The organism is Longimicrobium sp., assembly GCA_036387335.1.
Taxonomy (GTDB): domain Bacteria; phylum Gemmatimonadota; class Gemmatimonadetes; order Longimicrobiales; family Longimicrobiaceae; genus Longimicrobium.
In genome coordinates this window covers 1-17,318 of the sequence record DASVTZ010000088.1, presented here as the reverse complement: position 1 = coordinate 17,318, position 17,318 = coordinate 1, and the positions used below count along the sequence as shown (strand labels likewise).

Annotated in this window: 17 protein-coding genes; 15 read left to right on the top strand and 2 right to left on the bottom strand. The window is 71.8% G+C overall.

Features of this window, described 5'->3' with window-relative positions; all coding sequences use genetic code 11:
• Positions 1-433: hypothetical protein (locus VF647_07930; protein HEX8452009.1), on the bottom strand; the 433-nt coding region annotated here is incomplete at its 3' end.
• Between the two features lie 136 nt (positions 434-569).
• Here VF647_07930 and VF647_07925 point away from each other — a divergent pair.
• The 7 genes from VF647_07925 to VF647_07895 all read left to right on the top strand — a co-directional run bounded on the left by VF647_07925 (position 570) and on the right by VF647_07895 (position 8,871).
• The gene (locus VF647_07925) at positions 570-2,009 is read left to right on the top strand and encodes a M28 family metallopeptidase (GenBank protein ID HEX8452008.1); all 1,440 of its coding nucleotides are present in this window, start codon (positions 570-572) and stop codon (positions 2,007-2,009) included.
• Positions 2,010-2,172: 163 nt separating this feature from the next.
• Positions 2,173-2,823 carry a hypothetical protein gene (locus VF647_07920; GenBank protein ID HEX8452007.1) on the top strand — a complete coding sequence of 217 codons (651 nt, stop codon included), beginning with the start codon at positions 2,173-2,175 and terminating at the stop codon, positions 2,821-2,823.
• Positions 2,820-3,974: a cellulase family glycosylhydrolase gene (locus VF647_07915; GenBank protein ID HEX8452006.1), complete on the top strand. Its 1,155-nt coding sequence runs from the start codon at positions 2,820-2,822 to the stop codon at positions 3,972-3,974. Before VF647_07920 ends, VF647_07915 begins: the two co-directional genes overlap by 4 nt.
• A 149-nt stretch (positions 3,975-4,123) precedes the next feature.
• A complete protein-coding gene (locus VF647_07910; GenBank protein HEX8452005.1) occupies positions 4,124-4,444 on the top strand; it encodes a hypothetical protein in 321 nt (106 codons plus the stop codon).
• Between the two features lie 11 nt (positions 4,445-4,455).
• Positions 4,456-4,845, top strand: a complete 390-nt coding sequence (locus tag VF647_07905; GenBank protein HEX8452004.1) for a type II toxin-antitoxin system PemK/MazF family toxin — start codon at positions 4,456-4,458, stop codon at positions 4,843-4,845.
• A gap of 383 nt (positions 4,846-5,228) precedes the next feature.
• Complete coding sequence (locus tag VF647_07900; GenBank protein HEX8452003.1) at positions 5,229-7,667, top strand: ABC transporter permease; 2,439 nt, start codon at positions 5,229-5,231, stop codon at positions 7,665-7,667.
• A gap of 280 nt (positions 7,668-7,947) precedes the next feature.
• The gene (locus tag VF647_07895) at positions 7,948-8,871 is read left to right on the top strand and encodes an alpha/beta hydrolase (protein ID HEX8452002.1); all 924 of its coding nucleotides are present in this window, start codon (positions 7,948-7,950) and stop codon (positions 8,869-8,871) included.
• A 19-nt stretch (positions 8,872-8,890) separates the two neighbouring features.
• Here VF647_07895 and VF647_07890 read toward each other — a convergent pair whose 3' ends face one another.
• Positions 8,891-9,079: a hypothetical protein gene (locus VF647_07890; protein ID HEX8452001.1), complete on the bottom strand. Its 189-nt coding sequence runs from the start codon at positions 9,077-9,079 to the stop codon at positions 8,891-8,893.
• A 378-nt stretch (positions 9,080-9,457) separates the two neighbouring features.
• Between VF647_07890 and VF647_07885 the strand changes: the two genes are divergently transcribed.
• The 8 genes from VF647_07885 to VF647_07850 all read left to right on the top strand — a co-directional run.
• Entirely contained in the window at positions 9,458-10,282 is an 825-nt protein-coding gene (locus VF647_07885) for a hypothetical protein (GenBank protein HEX8452000.1), read from the top strand.
• Between the two features lie 2 nt (positions 10,283-10,284).
• The gene (locus tag VF647_07880; protein ID HEX8451999.1) at positions 10,285-11,601 is read left to right on the top strand and encodes a hypothetical protein; all 1,317 of its coding nucleotides are present in this window, start codon (positions 10,285-10,287) and stop codon (positions 11,599-11,601) included.
• Positions 11,602-11,624: 23 nt separating this feature from the next.
• Positions 11,625-13,286, top strand: a complete 1,662-nt coding sequence (locus VF647_07875; GenBank protein ID HEX8451998.1) for a hypothetical protein — start codon at positions 11,625-11,627, stop codon at positions 13,284-13,286.
• A 103-nt stretch (positions 13,287-13,389) separates the two neighbouring features.
• A complete protein-coding gene (locus tag VF647_07870) occupies positions 13,390-14,106 on the top strand; it encodes a hypothetical protein (GenBank protein HEX8451997.1) in 717 nt (238 codons plus the stop codon).
• On the top strand, positions 14,103-15,209 hold the full coding sequence (locus tag VF647_07865) for an aminotransferase class I/II-fold pyridoxal phosphate-dependent enzyme (GenBank protein ID HEX8451996.1): 1,107 nt from the start codon (positions 14,103-14,105) through the stop codon (positions 15,207-15,209). Before VF647_07870 ends, VF647_07865 begins: the two co-directional genes overlap by 4 nt.
• Positions 15,173-16,474, top strand: a complete 1,302-nt coding sequence (locus tag VF647_07860) for a hypothetical protein (GenBank protein HEX8451995.1) — start codon at positions 15,173-15,175, stop codon at positions 16,472-16,474. The genes VF647_07865 and VF647_07860 overlap by 37 nt, the downstream gene beginning before the upstream one ends.
• A 4-nt stretch (positions 16,475-16,478) precedes the next feature.
• Complete coding sequence (locus VF647_07855) at positions 16,479-16,616, top strand: hypothetical protein (GenBank protein HEX8451994.1); 138 nt, start codon at positions 16,479-16,481, stop codon at positions 16,614-16,616.
• Positions 16,613-17,318, top strand: a 706-nt coding sequence (locus tag VF647_07850) for an amidohydrolase family protein (protein HEX8451993.1), incomplete at its 3' end; no start/stop codon positions are given. The genes VF647_07855 and VF647_07850, both read left to right, overlap by 4 nt.

Below are 17,318 nucleotides of genomic sequence, written 5' to 3'. Positions count from 1 at the left end.
ACAGCACGCCCGTCGCGCCGCCCACGATCCCAAAGAACGCCGCGCCCGCCAGCCCCGCATCGCGCGGCGAGCAGATGAGGATGCACCAGTCGTCGTCGTCCTCGTGATAGGTGTTGTAGCCGAGCACCGCTCCCGCGGCCGCGCCGGTCAGCAGGCCGATGCCGCCGTAGCGCGCCGCGGTGCCCACGCGCGACCGGCCCCCGCTTACGTCCAGCGTCCGCACGTCGGCCCATGCGGCGTGGATGGTGTCGCCGCCGCGGCCGCGCAGCACCAGCGAGTCGGGGCGCGCGTCGAGGACGGTGCCGCTCATCCGCGGAAAGCTCCGCGCGCTCACCCGCACGCGGTCGCCGGGGGAGACGGACTGCCGCTGGGCATCCAGCGGACCCGCGGCGCACAGGCAGAGGACGAGCGCAAGGTATGTCCTACGAATCATATCGTCCCTCCATCTGGCAGACGGGTTTTCGGGCGGCGCCCCGCACGGGCACCGGCGCAATCGCAACAAAATGCACAATGGCCGCCCGCGCTGGAATACGTAATTCGACGTATGCGCCCTCACAACCGTCCGCGGGATGGCCGGAACGCCCCCGCGCGCGCAGATTGACGAGGACACCATCGCCACCCCTGCCCCGCTCCGCGCCATGACCCTGCACCGCCCGCTCCTTGCCCTGGCCCTGCTCGCCGCCGTGCCCGCCGCGGCCCAGGACGCGTCCCGCTACCGCGCTCCCGCCGACTCGCTGATCCGCGCCGCCACCCGCGACAGCGCCGCCTGGAACCGCATCGCCGAGCTGGTGGACGGCTTCGGCCCGCGCTTCAGCGGCACGCCGCAGCTGGAGCGCGCCATCGACTGGGTGGTGGAGCAGATGAAGCGCGACGGGCTGGAGAACGTGCACACCGAGCCGGTGATGGTGCCGCGCTGGGTGCGCGGCCAGGAGTCCGCCACCCTGCTCAGCCCCCGCAGCCTCGAGCTGCACATGCTGGGGCTGGGCGGCAGCGTCGGCACGCCGGGGATCGAGGCGGAGGTGCTGGTGGTGGGGAGCTTCGACGAGCTCACCCGCCGCGCCGCCGAGGCGCGAGGGAAGATCGTGCTCTTCGACATCCCCTTCACTGAGTACCGCGAAACCGTGCAGTACCGAGGGCGCGGCGTGGTGGAGGCGGCGCGCGTGGGCGCTCTGGCCGCGCTGATCCGGTCGGTCGGTCCATTTGGGATGCAGACGCCGCACACCGGCAGCCTGCGCTACAACGACAGCATCCCAAAGATCCCGGGCGCGGCGCTCTCCATGGAAGACGCCATGTTGCTGCGCCGCATGCAGGTGCGCGGCCAGCGCCCGCGCATCCGCCTGCGCATGGGCGCGCAGATGCTGCCGGACGCCCCCTCGCGCAACGTGGTGGCGGAGATCCGCGGGCGCGAGCGTCCGGAGGAGGTGGTGGTGATCGGCGGCCACATCGACTCGTGGGACATCACCCCGGGCGCCATGGACGACGCCGGCGGGTGCGTGGCGGCGTGGGAGGCGGTGCGGCTGATGAAGGCGCTGGGCCTGCGCCCGCGCCGCACCGTGCGCGTGGTGCTGTGGACCAACGAGGAGAACGGCACCCGCGGCGGCAACGCTTACCGCGACGCCCACCGCGCCGAGCTCCCGAACCACGTCCTCGCCATCGAGTCCGACGAAGGCGTCTTCGCGCCGCGCGGCTTCAGCATCACCGCCACCGATCCTGCCTTCGAGGCGGTGCGGACGATCGGCCGACTCCTGGCCCCCATCGGCGCGGACAGCGTGGGGCGTGGCGGCGGCGGGGCGGACATCGGCCCCATCATGGCGCTAGGCGTGCCCGGGATGGGTCTGGATGTAGACGGCTCGCGCTACTTCTGGTACCACCACACCGCCGCCGACACCCCCGACAAGCTCGACCCGCGCGACGTGGCCCGCTCCGTCGCCGCGATGGCCGTCATGGCCTACGTCGCCGCCGAGATGCCCGAGCGCATCCCCTTCGGTCAGCCGACGGCTGGCCGGTAAGCGTTCAGGCGGGTCGACACCGCGGCGTGGGACGGCGACCCCGGAGCCCACGAACGCAAATCTGTCGATCCGCGCGGCCGCTCTTTATGTTTCCCCCGCTGCACCTCGGTTCGCGATCCCCGACCCACACCCCCCGCACAACCTGAACGGAGAAGCCACTCGGATGCGCTCGATCACCTCGCTCACCTGCCTCACGCTGCTGCTCGCGACGAGCGGCGCGGCGGCGGCCCAGAGCCGTTCGCCGTTCGAGACGATGATCGGTTTCGACCTGGTCACCAGCGGCATCGAGACCGCCGCCGCCGACAGCGCTGGCGTCGGCAGCCGGGCCTGGGGGTTCCAGATCCCGGCGAGCGTCACCGCCTTCCGCGTGCTGACGCTGAACGCGGACGGAGGGGTCCTCTTCCTGAGCGACGAGCAGGCGTTCACGCAGGAGACCAACCTGGGCGAGAGGACGTCCGGCGTGTCCGCGGGGACGCTGGCGCTCTCGGCCGGGCTGCGGACGCCCATGCTGTCGCTGGGTGGCGAGAAGCCGCTCTACGTGTCGGCCGGCGTGAACGCGGGGCGCAACTTCGTGAACGTGCACCGCTCGATCGCGCAGTGCGTGGACTGCCACACCGAGGACGTAAAGGTGCGCGCCGGCAACTACTGGGAGGGCGTGCTGCAGGTGGCGCCCGGGCGCGGAACCATCAGCGCCCGCTACCGCGCGTACAGCGGCGACTCGAACTTCCGCGACGCGCTGATGATCGGCTACTCCATCCCCCTCCGCGGGCTCATGCGGAAGCCCGAAACGCCGCCCACGGAGCCGTCGCCATGACGCGGCAGACGCGGTCGGTTCTGCGGTCGATCGCGTTCGCCGCGCTGCTGGCGCTCCCGGTCTCGGCGCAGGCGCAGGGGGTGTGGCCGCGCGAGCGGGCCGCGGCGTGGCAGCGGGAGGCGGGGTGGCTGGTGGGGAGCAACTACGCGCCCAGCACCGCCATCAACCAGCTCGAGATGTGGCAGGCGGAAACGTTCGACCCGCGGACCATCGACCGGGAGCTGGGGTGGGCGCAGTCCATCGGGCTGAACACGATGCGCGTCTTCCTCCACAACCTGGCGTACAAGCAGGACCCGCGGGGCTTCCTGGATCGCGTGGACCAGTACCTCGCCATCGCGGACCGCCACGGCATCCGCACGATGCTGGTGATCTTTGACGGAGTGTGGGACCCGTTCCCGCGCCCCGGCAGGCAGCGCGCGCCCAAGCCGCACCTCCACAACTCGGGATGGGTGCAGAGCCCCGGGCTGGACATCCTGACCGACACCGCCCGCCACGACGAGCTGGAGGGCTACGTGAAGGCGGTGGTGGGCCGCTTCGCCAACGACCGCCGCGTGGTGGCGTGGGACCTGTTCAACGAGCCGGACAACACCAACCCGTCGTCGTACTTCGTCTACGAGCCGGAGAACAAGGCGGAGCTCTCGCTCGCGCTCCTGCGCAAGACCTTTCGCTGGGCGCGCGCGATGAACCCGTCGCAGCCCCTCACGGTAGGTGTCTGGCGGGGCGACTGGCGCGACCCGGCGAAGCTGTCGCCGCTGACCGGGTTCATGCTCGCCAACTCGGACGTGATCACCTTCCACAGCTACGACCCGCCCGCCACCCTCCGCCCCCTGGTGGACGCGCTGGAGCGGTACGGGCGTCCCATCGTGTGCACCGAGTACATGGCGCGGCCGCGGGGGAGCACCTTTGCGGCGATCCTCCCCATCCTGAAAGAGGAAGGGGTGGGCGCGTACAACTGGGGGATGGTGCAGGGGAAGAGCCAGACCATCTACCCGTGGGACACCTGGGACCGCCACTACACCGCCGAGCCCGACGTCTGGTTCCACGACATCTTCCGCACCGACGGCAGGCCGTACGACCCCCGCGAAGTGGAGCTGATCCGCCGCCTCACCGGCCGAGGCTCCGCGCCCCGGCCGACCTCCGGCACGCGCTGACCGCGAAGCCGGCCGGGCGCGGCGGACCCCATGCCACACCGAGGCCGGGGAACAGATGAGCGGTGCAGATGAATGAAGCTGGTACTTAACGCTTGCCTTACCGCGATTTCCTTGTATGTTCCAGCGTACCTTTAATCCGGAATGGTGCCATGGAAGTGTCCAGTAATCCAGCGCGGATCATCGCCCGCCGCCGTCGTGGTGCGAGCCACAATCTGCGTAAAGCGACGTTCCAGGTGGATGACAGTGTGTTGCAGGCGATTCGTGCCCTCGTGGAACAGGGGGAGGCGCCAAGCGCCAACGCGTTCGTGGAGGACGCGCTGCGGCTGAAGCTTCGAGAGGTGAGGCGAGCGAGGCTGTACGCTGCTTACGAGGAGGCGTCGCACGATCCGGAGTTCCTCGCGGATATGCAAGCCACAACACGGGACTTCGAGTCCACCGCCGGCGATGGGCTCGCCGACGACGCCGAGTAGATCGGAGCCAGATGGCGTATCGAGGGAAGGTTCGGCAATGGGACGTCCTGCGTGCCGATCTGGAGTTTGTCACCGGCAGCGAGCAGGGCGGCTCGAACCGCCCGGTAATCGTCGTGTCGAACGACGGCTTCAACGAGCGGTTCGATGTCGTCACCGTCGTTCCAATCACGAAACTGGAGGGCAAGAAGCGAAAGCTGTATCCGTTCGAGTACCTCCTGCCCCCGGGAACGGTTGGGCATGGGATGACGAGCATCGTGCAGGCCTACCAGATCCGCACGATCTCCAAGATTCGGCTGCTCGAGAAGATCGGAAGCATTTTAAGCGTGGATATGCGCGCCGAGATCGAGGCCAGGATTCTCCAGCATCTTGGCATCGAGTTCGATGCCGACCACGACGACTAGACTAGGACCGCTCCCGCGCCCAAAATACGCGTCGCACCCCAGACCACCCCACCCGCCGATTCCCGGCCCCCAAGTTTCAAGCCCGCTCATTCCGCATCTCGGCGTGTAGCTCAGCTCTAGTCGCGTTTGAAGCCGACGCGCGTTCGTGGCCCGAAGCGGCGAAACGCAAATGTCCGTTTCTGGGACGGCTGCTTCCCGCGAATGGGCAGCCTGCGCGGGCCTACATTCTCTAAGTCGTTGCACAACATTGCGTTGCGAGGAGCTGAGGCGAGGCACGGGCTTCGCCACTGTAGACGACGGGCGCCGCGCACCCCGCCCTCCGAAAACCATCGGGCGCGGCGCCGGCCTGCAAGGCCCTCCTCCTCCGAACGCGAGGTACGCTCATGCCCTCCGCGCCCGTCATCCTCCGTGACCTCCGCTTCGCCTTCAAGTCGCTGCTCCGCTCGCCGGGGCTGACGCTCGTCGCCATCGTGACGCTGGGGCTCGGGATCGGCGCCAACACGTCGATGTTCAGCGTCCTCAACGGCTACGTCTTTCGCCCGCCGCCGTACCCGGCGAGCGACGAGCTGGAGCGCATCTACCGCGCGACTCCCTCCGATCAGGATGGGAACATCTCGCCGGCCGACTACCTGGACCTGCAGCGCGAGCTGCGCGGCTACGGCGAGATCGCCGGGTATGGCTCCGCGGAGATGAACCTTTCCGAGCCCGGCAAGCCCGCCGAGCTGGCCCGCGGCATGCGCGCCGCGCCGAACCTCTTCTCCACCCTCCGCAGCGGCCCGCGGATCGGCCGCACCTTCCGCCCCGAGGAAACGCTCCCGGGGAACGACCGGGTCCTCATCGTCAGCCACCGCTTCTGGAAGGAGCGCCTGGCCAGCGACCCCGGCGTCCTGCGCCGCACGGTGCGCGTCAACGGGGAAGTCCACCAGATCGTGGGCGTGCTCCCCGAGGACTTCAGCGACTGGCGGCACCTGAACGCGACGGACCTCTTCAAGCCGCTCGCCCTGGACGCGAAGGAGATGCGCGACCGCGGCTCCGCGTGGATCCGGCTGGTGGGGCGGCGCGCGCCCGGCGTGACGCAGGCCGAGGCGGCGGGGCTCGTCGCCGCATTCGGGCGGAGGCTGGCGGCCGCGCACCCCGTGGTGCATGCGGGAAGCACGTGGCGCACGGTGCCCCTCGCCGACTCCTTTCTCCCCGGCACCGGCCAGACCGTCATCACGATGCTGGTGGCGCTCTCCGGGTTCGTGGTGCTCATCGCCTGCTCGAACCTGGCGAACCTGCTCCTCGCGCGGACCATGGCGCGTGCGCGAGAGCTGGCGCTGCGCTCCGCGCTGGGCGCGTCACGCCTCCAGGTGCTGCGCCCGCTCTTCCTGGAGTCGCTGCTGCTGGCGTTCCTGGGCGGCGCGTTCGCGGTCTACGTCGCGCGATGGGCCTTCGTCTGGCTGGAGAAGCAGAGCGTGGGAGAAGGCGGGCTGGGCTTCGACCTGGTGTTCGACTGGCGCGTGCTGGCGTGGGCGTTCGGCGCGTGCCTCTTTACGGCGGTCGCGTTCGGCGTGGCCCCCGCGCTCTTCGCCCTGCGGCTGGACCCCAACGTCGCGCTGCGGGCGGGGGCGCGCGGCAACACCGGCGACCGCGGCCACCAGCGCTTCCGCCACGTCCTGATCGTGGCCCAGTTCGCCCTCGCGCTGGTCCTGCTCGCGGGAGCCGCCCTCTTCATCCGCGGGGTGGACGAGCTGAACACGCGCGGCTACGGCTGGCGCTCCGACGGGCTGGTGAGCGGCTCCATCCTCCTTCCCGCCGCCAGGTACCCGGGGAGCGGGGAGATCGAGGGCTTTCAGCGGCAGGCCCTGGAGCGCCTCGAAGCGCTCCCCGGCGTGGAGTCCGCCAGCCTCTCGTACGCGATGCCGTACTTCGGATTGGGCGAGCTCCGCAAGTACGTGGTCGCGGGCCGCCCGGCGCCGCAACCCGGGCAGGAGCCCGGCGCGGTGATCAACGGCGTCAGCCCGCACTACTTCGAGACGGTCGGCACGCGGCTGGTGAGCGGGCGTCCCTTCAACGACGGCGACAACGCCGGCTCGCCGCGGGTCTTCATCATCAGCCAGGGAATGGCCCAGGGCCTCTTCCCGGGCGAGGACCCGCTCGGCCGGCGCATCGCGCGGGCGGGGGGCGAGCGGCTGGAGTGGGGCACCATCGTGGGCGTGGCCGCGAACGTCGAGTCGGCCCTCCCGGAGGAGAGCTCCGTGAGCTACCAGCTCTACCAGCCGATGGCACAGGAGCCGCGCCCCGCAAACGAGATCGCCGTGCGCACGGCGGGGGCCGCGCCGGCCGTGGTGGTGGAGAGCATCCGCACCACGATGATGTCGCTCGACCCCGACCTGCCGGTGCGCAGTCTGCGGCCGGCGGGCACCACCATCGCGCGGGCCAACTACGGGCTGGGCGTGCTCAGCCGCATCCTGACCGCGCTGGGGCTGCTCGGGCTGGGGCTGGCGTCGCTGGGCATCTACGGCGTCATCTCCCGCTCCATCGCGGAGCGCACCACCGAGTTCGGCATCCGCCTGGCCCTGGGCGCCGTGGCCACCGACATCACCCGCATGGTGCTCACCTCGGGGACGAAGCTGGCGCTGGTCGGCTCCGCGCTCGGGCTGCTGGGTGCCTTCGGCTTCTCGCGCCTGATCGGAGCGGCGTGGCCCAACATGGAGGCCAGCAGCCCGCTCCTCATGGCCGCCGTCGCCCTCCTGCTGATGGCCGTCGCCCTGGTCGCCTGCTACCTCCCCGCCCGCCACGTCTCGCGCATCAGCCCCGCGGAGACCCTGAAGGCGCAGTAGGCGGTTCGCAGCAAGGCAGTAAAACATGCGAAAGCGGCAGTGATCGACGTAGGTTGCTTGACAACCGAACTTGCTTGTCGAGTTTGGTTGTCAAGCAACCTGCCTTGTTCCGACCACGGAGCGTCGGCTGCGCAATCAAAATCTACGCTCCTGCAGCTGTCATCTTCCGGCGCCATACATCACCATGGGCACACACGACCTTCACGTCGCGGCGCATCGATTCGAGAGGGTTGCCCGACGTTCACGCATTCACGTACTTGCGTTCGCCGCCGTATTGCTCATGGGGGCTCTGCCGGCGTCCGCGCAGGCGGGGGCGCGCGCGGGCGAGCACACCGCGGTCATTAACGGGGCCCGGCTCTGGTACCGGGTGGCGGGGAGCGGGGCGGTGCCGGTGCTGTTCCTGCCGGGCGGGCCGGGGCGCAACAGCTTCGACTTCGCGGCGGTGCAGGGGCCGCGGCTGGAGCGGCGGCTGAAGATGGTGTACTTCGACCCGCGCGGCACCGGCAGGTCGGAGCGGCCGGCGAGCGGCGACTACGCCATCGCCACGATGGTGGAGGACATCGAGGGGCTGCGGAGGGAGCTCGGCGCACCCAGGATCGCGCTGATCGGGCACTCGTTCGGCGCGCTGATGGCGCTGGAGTACGCGGCGAAGTATCCCCAGCGCGTGTCGCGCATCGTGTACGCGGATGGGCTGTGGGACACGCGCCTGCAGTGCCGCGCCCGCCGCGACCGGCTGATCGCGAGCTTCCCGGCGCTGCGCGAGCGCATCCTGGCGGACACGCTGGACGAACAGGGGAAGCGGCGCAGCGACTGCGAGCTGGAGTTCCGCGTGCTGAACGGCAAGGATCGCGAGGCGTTCAACGACGCGGGGGTGTTTCGCGACTCCGTGTCCAAGGCGAGGCTCGAAGGCTTGGACCGCGCCAGCGCCCTGCCCAACACGGGCGAGATGTCGCGCGCGCTCTTCCGGGCCGGGCTGCTGGAGTACCGCTTCACCCGCCTGGACCGGCTCACGATGCCCGTGCAGGTCATCGTCGGCCGCTACGACGCCGTCGGCGGGATGGAGCCGCAGCGCGTCCTCGCCCGCCGCCTGCCGAACGCGCGCTTCGTCGAGTTTCCCGAGAGCGGCCACTTCACCTACCTGGACGAGCCCGACCGCTTCGCGCGTGAAGTGATCAGGTTCGTGACCGGTACCGGTCGGCGGTAGGCCGCTGTCGCGAGTAGGATTACGCTTCCGTCCGCGAAGGAGGGGCGACGGGCCACCGTTGTGCTTCGTAGGCCTCAATAGAAGCTACGGTGGTGTCGAGACGGTCACCCTCAGGCGTGCCCGGCTCAGCGTCCATCAACGTGTTGACGAGCGCGAGCGCCGCATCGTAATCGTCCTCCGTGTGGATCGAGCGCACGATGATCTCCATCAGATTGTCTCCACGTCGATTGCGTCGTACTCCTCGTGCGTGCCCACGAGTCGGATGAAGACCACACGATAAGGATGGTGAGTCGCGCAACAAGCCGGAAGTCGTAACCCGGCACGGTGAACACGACCTTGCTCTTCATCGAAGCCACGGACGATCGCGTCCGTGGCTTTCTCGTGTTCACAGGCATCGCCCCCGCCGCAATCTGGTGGCGAAGGATGCTTCGCCGCGCCGGGGCCGTTGCGCTGCGCATCCGAAGAGCGCTTCGGGGAGACCCACGTAAAATCAAGGGTTTAGCGCGGCACCACCAGTGCCTTATCCGGGGCGCGACACAGACGGGTGCGGACCGCACCCTCTCCACCGCGACTCACGGAGGACACCATGCACGCGCTGGATCACGAGCTGGACGAGTACGAGGCCGGAATCGACGCCCTGGAGTCATCCGACGAGTTCGAGTGGCTGGGCGAGGCCGAGCCGAAGTGGACGGGCGAAGCCGTGTTCGACGAGGTGGAGGAGATGGAGCTCGCGGCCGAGCTGCTGGAGATCCAGTCGGAGGAGGAGCTGGAGGAGTTCCTCGGAAAGCTGATCAGGAAGGCGGGTGGCGCGGTCAGGAAGTTCGCCGGCTCCAACGTGGGGAAGGCGCTGGGCGGCGTCCTCAAGACCGTGGCCAGCAAGGCGCTGCCGATCGCCGGGACCGCGCTGGGCAACATGGTTCTCCCCGGCATCGGCGGGATGATCGGCGGGAAGCTGGCATCGGCGGGCGGCAAGCTCTTCGGGCTGGAGCTGGAGGGGATGAGCGCGCAAGACCAGGAGTTCGAGGTCGCCCGGCGCTTCGTGCGGCTGGGGGGCGAGGCGGCCCGCCAGGCGGCGCGCACTCCCATGCGGGGCTCGCCCGCGAACGCGGCCAAGGACGCCGTGCTCGCCGCCGCGCAGATCCACGCCCCCGGGCTCGTGGGCCGCAGCGCGCCACGCGCCTACCGCGGGGGCGGGCGCTCCCAACGGCCGCGCCGCGGGCAGGGGTACGGCGGTGGGAATCCGGGCGCGTACGGCGGCGACGGCGACGGTGGGTACGCGGATGCGAACGGCGGCAACGGCGGCGGCGGGTACGCGGGCGCGTACGGCGGAGGGGACGACGGCGTGCGCGTGGGGCGCGGCGGGGCATGGGTGCGCCGCGGCAACTTCCTCGTCGTGCGGCTGGAGGGGTGATCATGGCCCGGCCGTCGTACGCCCACTGGCTGCTGGAGCAGGAGGGACGCGCCCTCCTCACCCGGCTGGCGCGGGTGCGGCCGTTCGCCCTGCACGAGCCCACCGTGCCGGCGGCCGCGGCCTCCACCGCCGCGCAGTCCGCCATCGAACACTACCTGGCGGATGGACGACGCGAACTCCGGCGGCGCGTGCTGGAGTTCCTCTCGTGGCTCCGCGGGCCCGGGCAGGCCGCCACCGCCGAGCAGGCGCAGCGCCGCTTCACCTTCCTGCGCCTGCGCTTCAACGTCGTGCTCTCCCACTTCGACGTCTTCGCGGACGTGCTGACGCAGCGCAGCGAGCACGAGACCGGGGTGTGGCTGGCGGGGCTGGACGTGGTCGCCGGCGACGCGCTGCGGCTGGACGGCGGCTACTTCGACGCGCCCCCCGTGATCTGCTACCTCGACCGAGGCCAGGGCGCGGCCATCCGGCGCGCGCGCACCCGCCTTCCCGGCGGTGGCGAGAGCCCGGTGGCCATCGTACGCGTTCCCCGGGAGCGAATGGTGGGGAGCGGGATCGCCAGCTCGCTGGTGCACGAGGTGGGGCACCAGGGCGCCGCGCTGCTGGAGCTGGTGAACGCGCTGCGTCCCGTGCTGCGGGCGCGGGCCGAAGCCGCCGGGCGCCTGCGCGACGCGTGGCGGCTGTGGGAGCGCTGGATCTCCGAGATCGTGGCGGACTTCTGGAGCGTGGGCCGGGTGGGCGTGGCCTCCACCGCCGGGCTGATGGGGGTGGTGAGCCTGCCGCGCGCCTTCGTCTTTCGCGTGAACCTGGACGATCCGCACCCCATGCCGTGGATGCGCGTCCTCCTTTCCGCCGCCATGGGGCAGGCGCTCTACCCCGACGCGCAGTGGGCCCGCATCGCCCGCGCCTGGCGGCAGTACTACCCCCCGGAGGGCGACCTCGCCGCCGAGCAGCGACGGCTGATGGGGCTGCTGGAAGAGACGATGCCCGCGTTCGTGCACCTCCTGGTTTCGTTCCGCCCGCCGCGGCTGCGCGGCGATTCGCTGGGCGAAGCCATGCGGCCGCACGAGCGCCGTCCCGAGCGGCTGCGCGCGCTGTGGCGCTCGTCGGGCGGGTCGTTCCAGCGGCTGCGCGCGGGTGCGCCGTCGCTGGCGTTCGCGGTGCTGGGGCAGGCGCGCGCCGACGGCACCCTTTCGCCGGAGCAGGAGAGCCGGCTGCTCAGCGACCTGCTGAAGTTCTGGGCGCTTCGCGACACGCTGGAGACTACCGACTTCGCCGCCACGCGCACGCGCGCGCGGGCGCCGCTTGCCCCCACGGGCTGACCCTACGCACAAGGAGGAGCCACATGGCGGACCAGAGCAAACAACAATCCGGCACATCGGGCGCCAACAGGCTGCCCGATCCGGTGCACGTGACCAACGAGTTCGACAACCGCGGGCTGGTGGAGCAGATCAACAAGTCCGGCCAGCGCCTGCGGCGGGCCACCGAGCGTGTAGCGCAGGTGCTGCAAGACAGCCCCGCGCTGGCCAGCACGGAGCGCTCGGTGACGCTGCGGCGCGCCGGCGAGGTGAACACGGAGATGGAGGCGCTCTGGTGGGCCATCGCCCGGCACGGCGAGGCCACCTCGTTCGAGAACTACTTCTCGTTCATCGACCGGGTGTTGTGCCAGGATTCCGAGAAGGTGCTCGACCCGCGCGACGCGACCAACCTGAACGAACAGATGCGCCGCTTCCGCGACCTGTGCCACCTCCCGGGCGTGGACGTCTACGAGCTGCTGAAGACTTCCACCGAGGTGTTCCTGCTTCTCAACTGCGGGACCTGCCCGGCAGACAAAAGCCTGACCTTCTTCGGAATGGGCGAGCCGGAGGCGGGCGGCTCCACGAGCGACCTGCTGGGCAGCGAGGTCGACCGTCTGGGGAGCCGCCCCGGCGAAGAGAACGACGGACAGCTCACCCTCAAGCAGGCGGAGGCCCGGCTGAAGACGTTCCTGGGGCAACGCGAAAACAACTACCTGGCGTGCATCATCCAGGGCGCGTTCCCCGTGGGCGACAAGAAGCTCGCCTCCCCCTTCTGCATGGTGAACAACGTGCGCCTGGAGGCGCCCTGCCTGCTGGAGCTGATCTGGTCGTACTGGATGGAGGAGGGGATGCTGAACCAGACGGTGGCGGCCATCACGCGCCGCTTCCAGAACGTGCGCCGGGCGGGGCGCGGGCCGGACCCGCTGACCGAGCTGGAGCTGGACCCGCTGCGCCCCCTGAACGGCTTCCTGTGGGGGTACCTGCAGGACGAGCCCAACCGGCTCTCGGTGGTGCGCCGGGCCTACGAGTACAACCACCACTACGGCCTCACGCTGTACGGGCGCGCCGTTCCCGCGCTGCGCCCGGCGGACCCGCGGGCCCGCTTCCTGGAGGCGTTCCACAACCTGCTGCGCCAGGCCGCCGCCTTCTACCGCGAGGACAACGACACCACCGTCATCGCCGACGCCTTCCCGGCGCTCAACTCCCTCAAGGAGGTGCACCTGGTGCTCTCCGAGGGGGCGCACAACCAGTTCCGCGACCTCCCCTGGACTTCGCGGGTGGAGATGCTGATGCAGCAGTGGCTCCTGGCGCGGCCGGAGCTGCGCGAGTTCCTGCGGGGCCGGTACATGGTGGCGTACCCGGAGCCGTGGATGGGCGCCGTGGACTCCATGAAGCGGCTGCAGGGGTGGACGGACACCAGCGTCATCCACTTCCGCGACCTGGCCCGCTTCGGCGAGCGCCTTCTCCTCTCCATCCGCTACGGCAACTGGAGCGCGGTGGCGGACCAGGACGTGGCGCGGGCGTGGCTGCGCTACTGGCGCGGCGAGATCCAGGGGTACATCCACGCGTACTATACCGCCACCGGGGTCAACCTGAGCGACAACGTGGTGGAGGTGCGCGACCGCGCCGACGCCCGCTACCTCCAGCCCTCGTACCACCTGCGCAACCGCATGCTCTCGGCGAGGCGCGCGGCGCGGGAGCTCCGCTGAAGTCCCCCCCGGGCCGGCGCACCCGCCGGCCCGGGACCGATCCCGGCGGAGCGCGCCGCTCCGCCGCCACGATGCACCATTCCATCCAACCCCGGAGGACACCATGCACGACCTGGATCGCACCCTCAACGAGTTCGAGAGCGAGTTCGGCTTCGGCGGCGCGGGCGAGTACGAGTACGAGGCCGGCGGGGAAGGCGAGTGGCTGGGCGAGACGGAAGGCGAGATGGACGAGGCCGAGATCGCCGCGCTGGCGGCCGAGCTGCTGGAGGTGAGCGACGAGCAGGAGCTGGAGCAGTTCTTCGGCAAGCTCATCAGCCGCGCGGCGGGGGCCGCCCGCAAGTTCGCCGGCTCCAGCGCGGGGAAGGCGCTGGGCGGCATCCTCAAGAGCGCGGCGGGGAAGGCGCTCCCGGTGGTGGGCGGCGCCATCGGCGGCTACCTGGGCGGGGCCAGGGGCGCCCAGGTGGGGAGCGACGCCGGGGGCTTCGTCAAGGACCAGCTCGGGTGGGAGATGGAAGGGATGGACCAGGAGCAGGAGTTCGAGACCGCGCAGAACCTGGTGCGCACGGCGGTGCAGGCCACGCGCGCGGCGGTCCAGACACCCGCCGCCGGCTGCTCCCCCGCCGTGGCGGCGCGGCGCGCGGCGGTGCAGGCGGCCCAGCGGGTGGCTCCGCGGCTCGTGCGCACCATCGCGACGGCGGGCGGGTCCGGCGGGACGGGCGTGGCGGTGGCGGCGGGCGGTGGCGGCGGCTCCCGCGGCGGCGGCGCGCAGTCCGGCCGCTGGGTGCGGCGCGGGCGCAGCATCGTGATCCTGGGCGCGTGACGGACGCGCGCGCGGGCGGAGGCGACTTCGCCTCCGCCCTGTACCTGGGGATGCGGCACCCCTGGGCGGCGCTGGGGCCGTGGGACGCGCTCACCACCGGCGTGCCCGCGGTGCTGGACGAGCCCCCCGGCGCCGAGCGCACGGCGCGCCGCCTGGCCCGGCTGCAGGGCCTGGAGGCCGCCGTGCTCCTCCCCTCCACGCTGCACCTGTTCCACGACCTTTTCGCGCTGCTGCGCCGCGACGCGTGCGCGGTGCTGGTGGACGCGGGCGCCTACGCGGTGGGCCGCGAGGCGGCGGCGCGGGCACGCATCCCAGTCCGCGGATTCGCCCACCACGACCCCCGTGCGCTGCGGCGGGTGCTGGGCACGGTGCGCGGACCCGGCCGGCCGGTGGTGCTGTGCGACGGCATCTGCCCCCGCTGCGGGCGGGTGGCGCCCCTCCCCGCCTACCTGGAGGCGGTTCGCGAGGCGGGCGGATGGCTGGTGGTGGACGACACGCAGGCGCTCGGCATCGTGGGCTCCCGTCCGGGAGCGGCGGCGCCGTACGGCGGGGGCGGGGGCGGCACCCCGCGATGGTGGGGGATCGAGGCGCCGGAGCTGGTCGTGGGCGCCTCGCTGGCGAAGGCGTTCGGCGCGCCGCTGGCCGCCCTCTCCGGCGCCGCGGGGCTGGTGGACCGCTTCCGCGAGGGGGCGGCGGCACGGGTCCACAGCTCTCCGCCTTCCGTGGCGGCGGTGCGGGCCGCGGCGAGGGCGCTCGCCCTGAACCGCGCGCGGGGCGACGCCCTGCGCGCGCGGCTGGCGGAGCGAGTGGCGCGGCTGCGGCGGCTGCTGGCGGAGGTGGGGGTGGGCACGCGGGGCGGGGACTTCCCGGTGCAGACCGTCACCGGGCTGGCGGACTCGGCCGCGGCGCAAGAGGCGCTCGCCGCCCGGGGGATTCGCGCGGTGCTGCGGGCCGCGCCGGCCCCGCGGCTCACTCTGCTGCTGCGGGCGGACCACAGCGACGACGAACTGGCCCGCGTAGCCGGCATCCTGGCGCGCGAGGCGGAACCCGGCGAAAGGAGACCACGATGCGGTACGATCAAGATGCACCGGACGAGGACGTGAACGGGGCACCGTCCGCCGGCGGGTGGACCGCGGGCGCGGGCGGCGGCTGGGAAGGGAGCGCGAACCGCTGGGACGATGACGCGGATGGCGGCTGGGACGGCCCGATCGACATCGGAGCGGGCGGGCTCTCCCTGCCGCCGCGGGCGTGGGTCCGCTGGCGGCGGCGCCCCTGGTTTCCGCGTGTCACCCGCATGGTGCGCGGCGCGCGCCCCGCGGGCACGCTGCGCCACCGGCGGACCGGCGAGCGCTATCCCGTTTTTCGCGGGCACATGGGCGGGCGGAGCTTCCGCATGCTGGCGCGGCCCCGCGGCGGCCGGCGCTTCGAGGTGATGTCCATGGAGGCCGAGACCGGAGGCGAGGGGGAGCTCCTCTCCATGACGCCCGCGGCCCGCGGTGAGTATCCACGGCCCGCCACCGGCTACCGGCTGCGGCTTCCGCACGCGGGCCTGCACGCCATCCTCGGGCGGCTGCAGCCGGAACAGCTCCGGCGGCTGGCGGGCGGCCAGCTCCCGGCGGACCCGGCGGCGGCGGTGGCGCGCGGGGTTGGGCGGGTGGCGCGGCGCGCGCGGCGCCTGGGCCGCTTCCGCACCGCCGGCGCGCCGCTGGACGTCTTCGCCACCCCCGGATTCCGGCTCCTCGTCCGTCCCCTGGGCGCGCTGGAGGGGGAGATCCTCTCGGTGGCGGCGGTGGAGGGGGAGGAGGAGGGCGAGACGCCGAAGCGCTCCTTCACCGCCAGCCTGCAGTGGTGGGGTCCGTACACCCTCTCCAGGACGGGCGCCGCCGTGCTGGCCGGCTCCCCCGGGCAGAAGCTCCCGCCGCTCACGGGGCCCGGAATCTACCTCTTCGAGAAGAAGCAGCCCGACGGGAGCTGGCGCCCCGTGTACGTGGGGAAAGCGGACCACTTCGCCAGGCGGCTCTCCACCCGCCGCGAGTACCTGCGCCAGCTGGACGTGGACGTCGCGCCGTACCGCGTGTACCTGGGAGTGCCGGGTGACCGCTCCGTACCGCTGGAGGCGCTGGAGCACGCGGTGGTGCGCTCGGTTCTGCGCGGCTGGCACGGCAAGGGCGCCGCGGCCGATCCGGCCCGGGCCACCGCCGCGAAGATCCCGTATGCCCCGCTCACCAACCTGTCGCCGCGCGCGGCGTTCCAGGTGGCGGCTGGAGGGCTGAGCTTCACGCAGTCCACCGCCGCCGGCCAATCGCGCCCCGCCTACCTCCGCACCGGCACCGGCGCGGCGGGGCAGTGGTACGAGGTGTCCGAGTGACTCGGTGCTGATGGGCTGGCGCCGCCGGACGACGGGATGGGCGGTCCCGACGAGAAAGATGAGCCTCGACAACCTCTTCCGGGGGATCGAGGCGACCATCCACTTCCTGGAGGGAGTGGGCCGTATGCGGGAGGAGCCATGATCATCGACAGCCACTGCCACGCCGGAAAGGGCGACGGGCTCACCGGCCCGTGGGACACGGACGCGCCCCTGGGCGACTACCTGCGCCACGCGGACGAGGCGGGGATCGGCCGCACGGTGCTCTTCGCCGCCTTCCACTCGGACTACGCGGCGGCCAACCGGCAGGTGGCTCGCATCGTGGCGGCGCGCCCGGAGCGGTTCTGGGGGTACGCCTTCGTGCACCCCGAACGCGACCGCGGCCGCGTGCGGGCGCTGGTGCGCGAGGCGGTGGAGCGCTTCGGCTTCCGCGGGATCAAGGTGCACCGCCACGACGCCCGCATCACGCGCGAAGTGTGCGAGGCGGCGCGGGCGTATCGCCTGCCCGTGCTCTACGACGTGATGGGCGAGGTCAGCGCCGTGGAGCTGCTTGCGTCGCAGTACCCGGACGTTCGCTTCATCATCCCGCACCTGGGGAGCTTCGCGGACGACTGGCGCGCGCAGACCGCCATGATCGACCACCTGGTGCGCTGGCCCAACGTCTACACGGACACCTCGGGGGTGCGGCGCTTCGACATCCTTGAGCGCGCGGTGCGCCGGGCGGGGGCGCGCAAGTTCCTCTTCGGCTCAGACGGGCCCTGGCTTCACCCCGGCGTGGAGCTGGAAAAGGTGCGCGCGCTCCGCCTCTCCCCCGCCGACGAGCGGCGTGTGTGCGCCGGCAACCTCC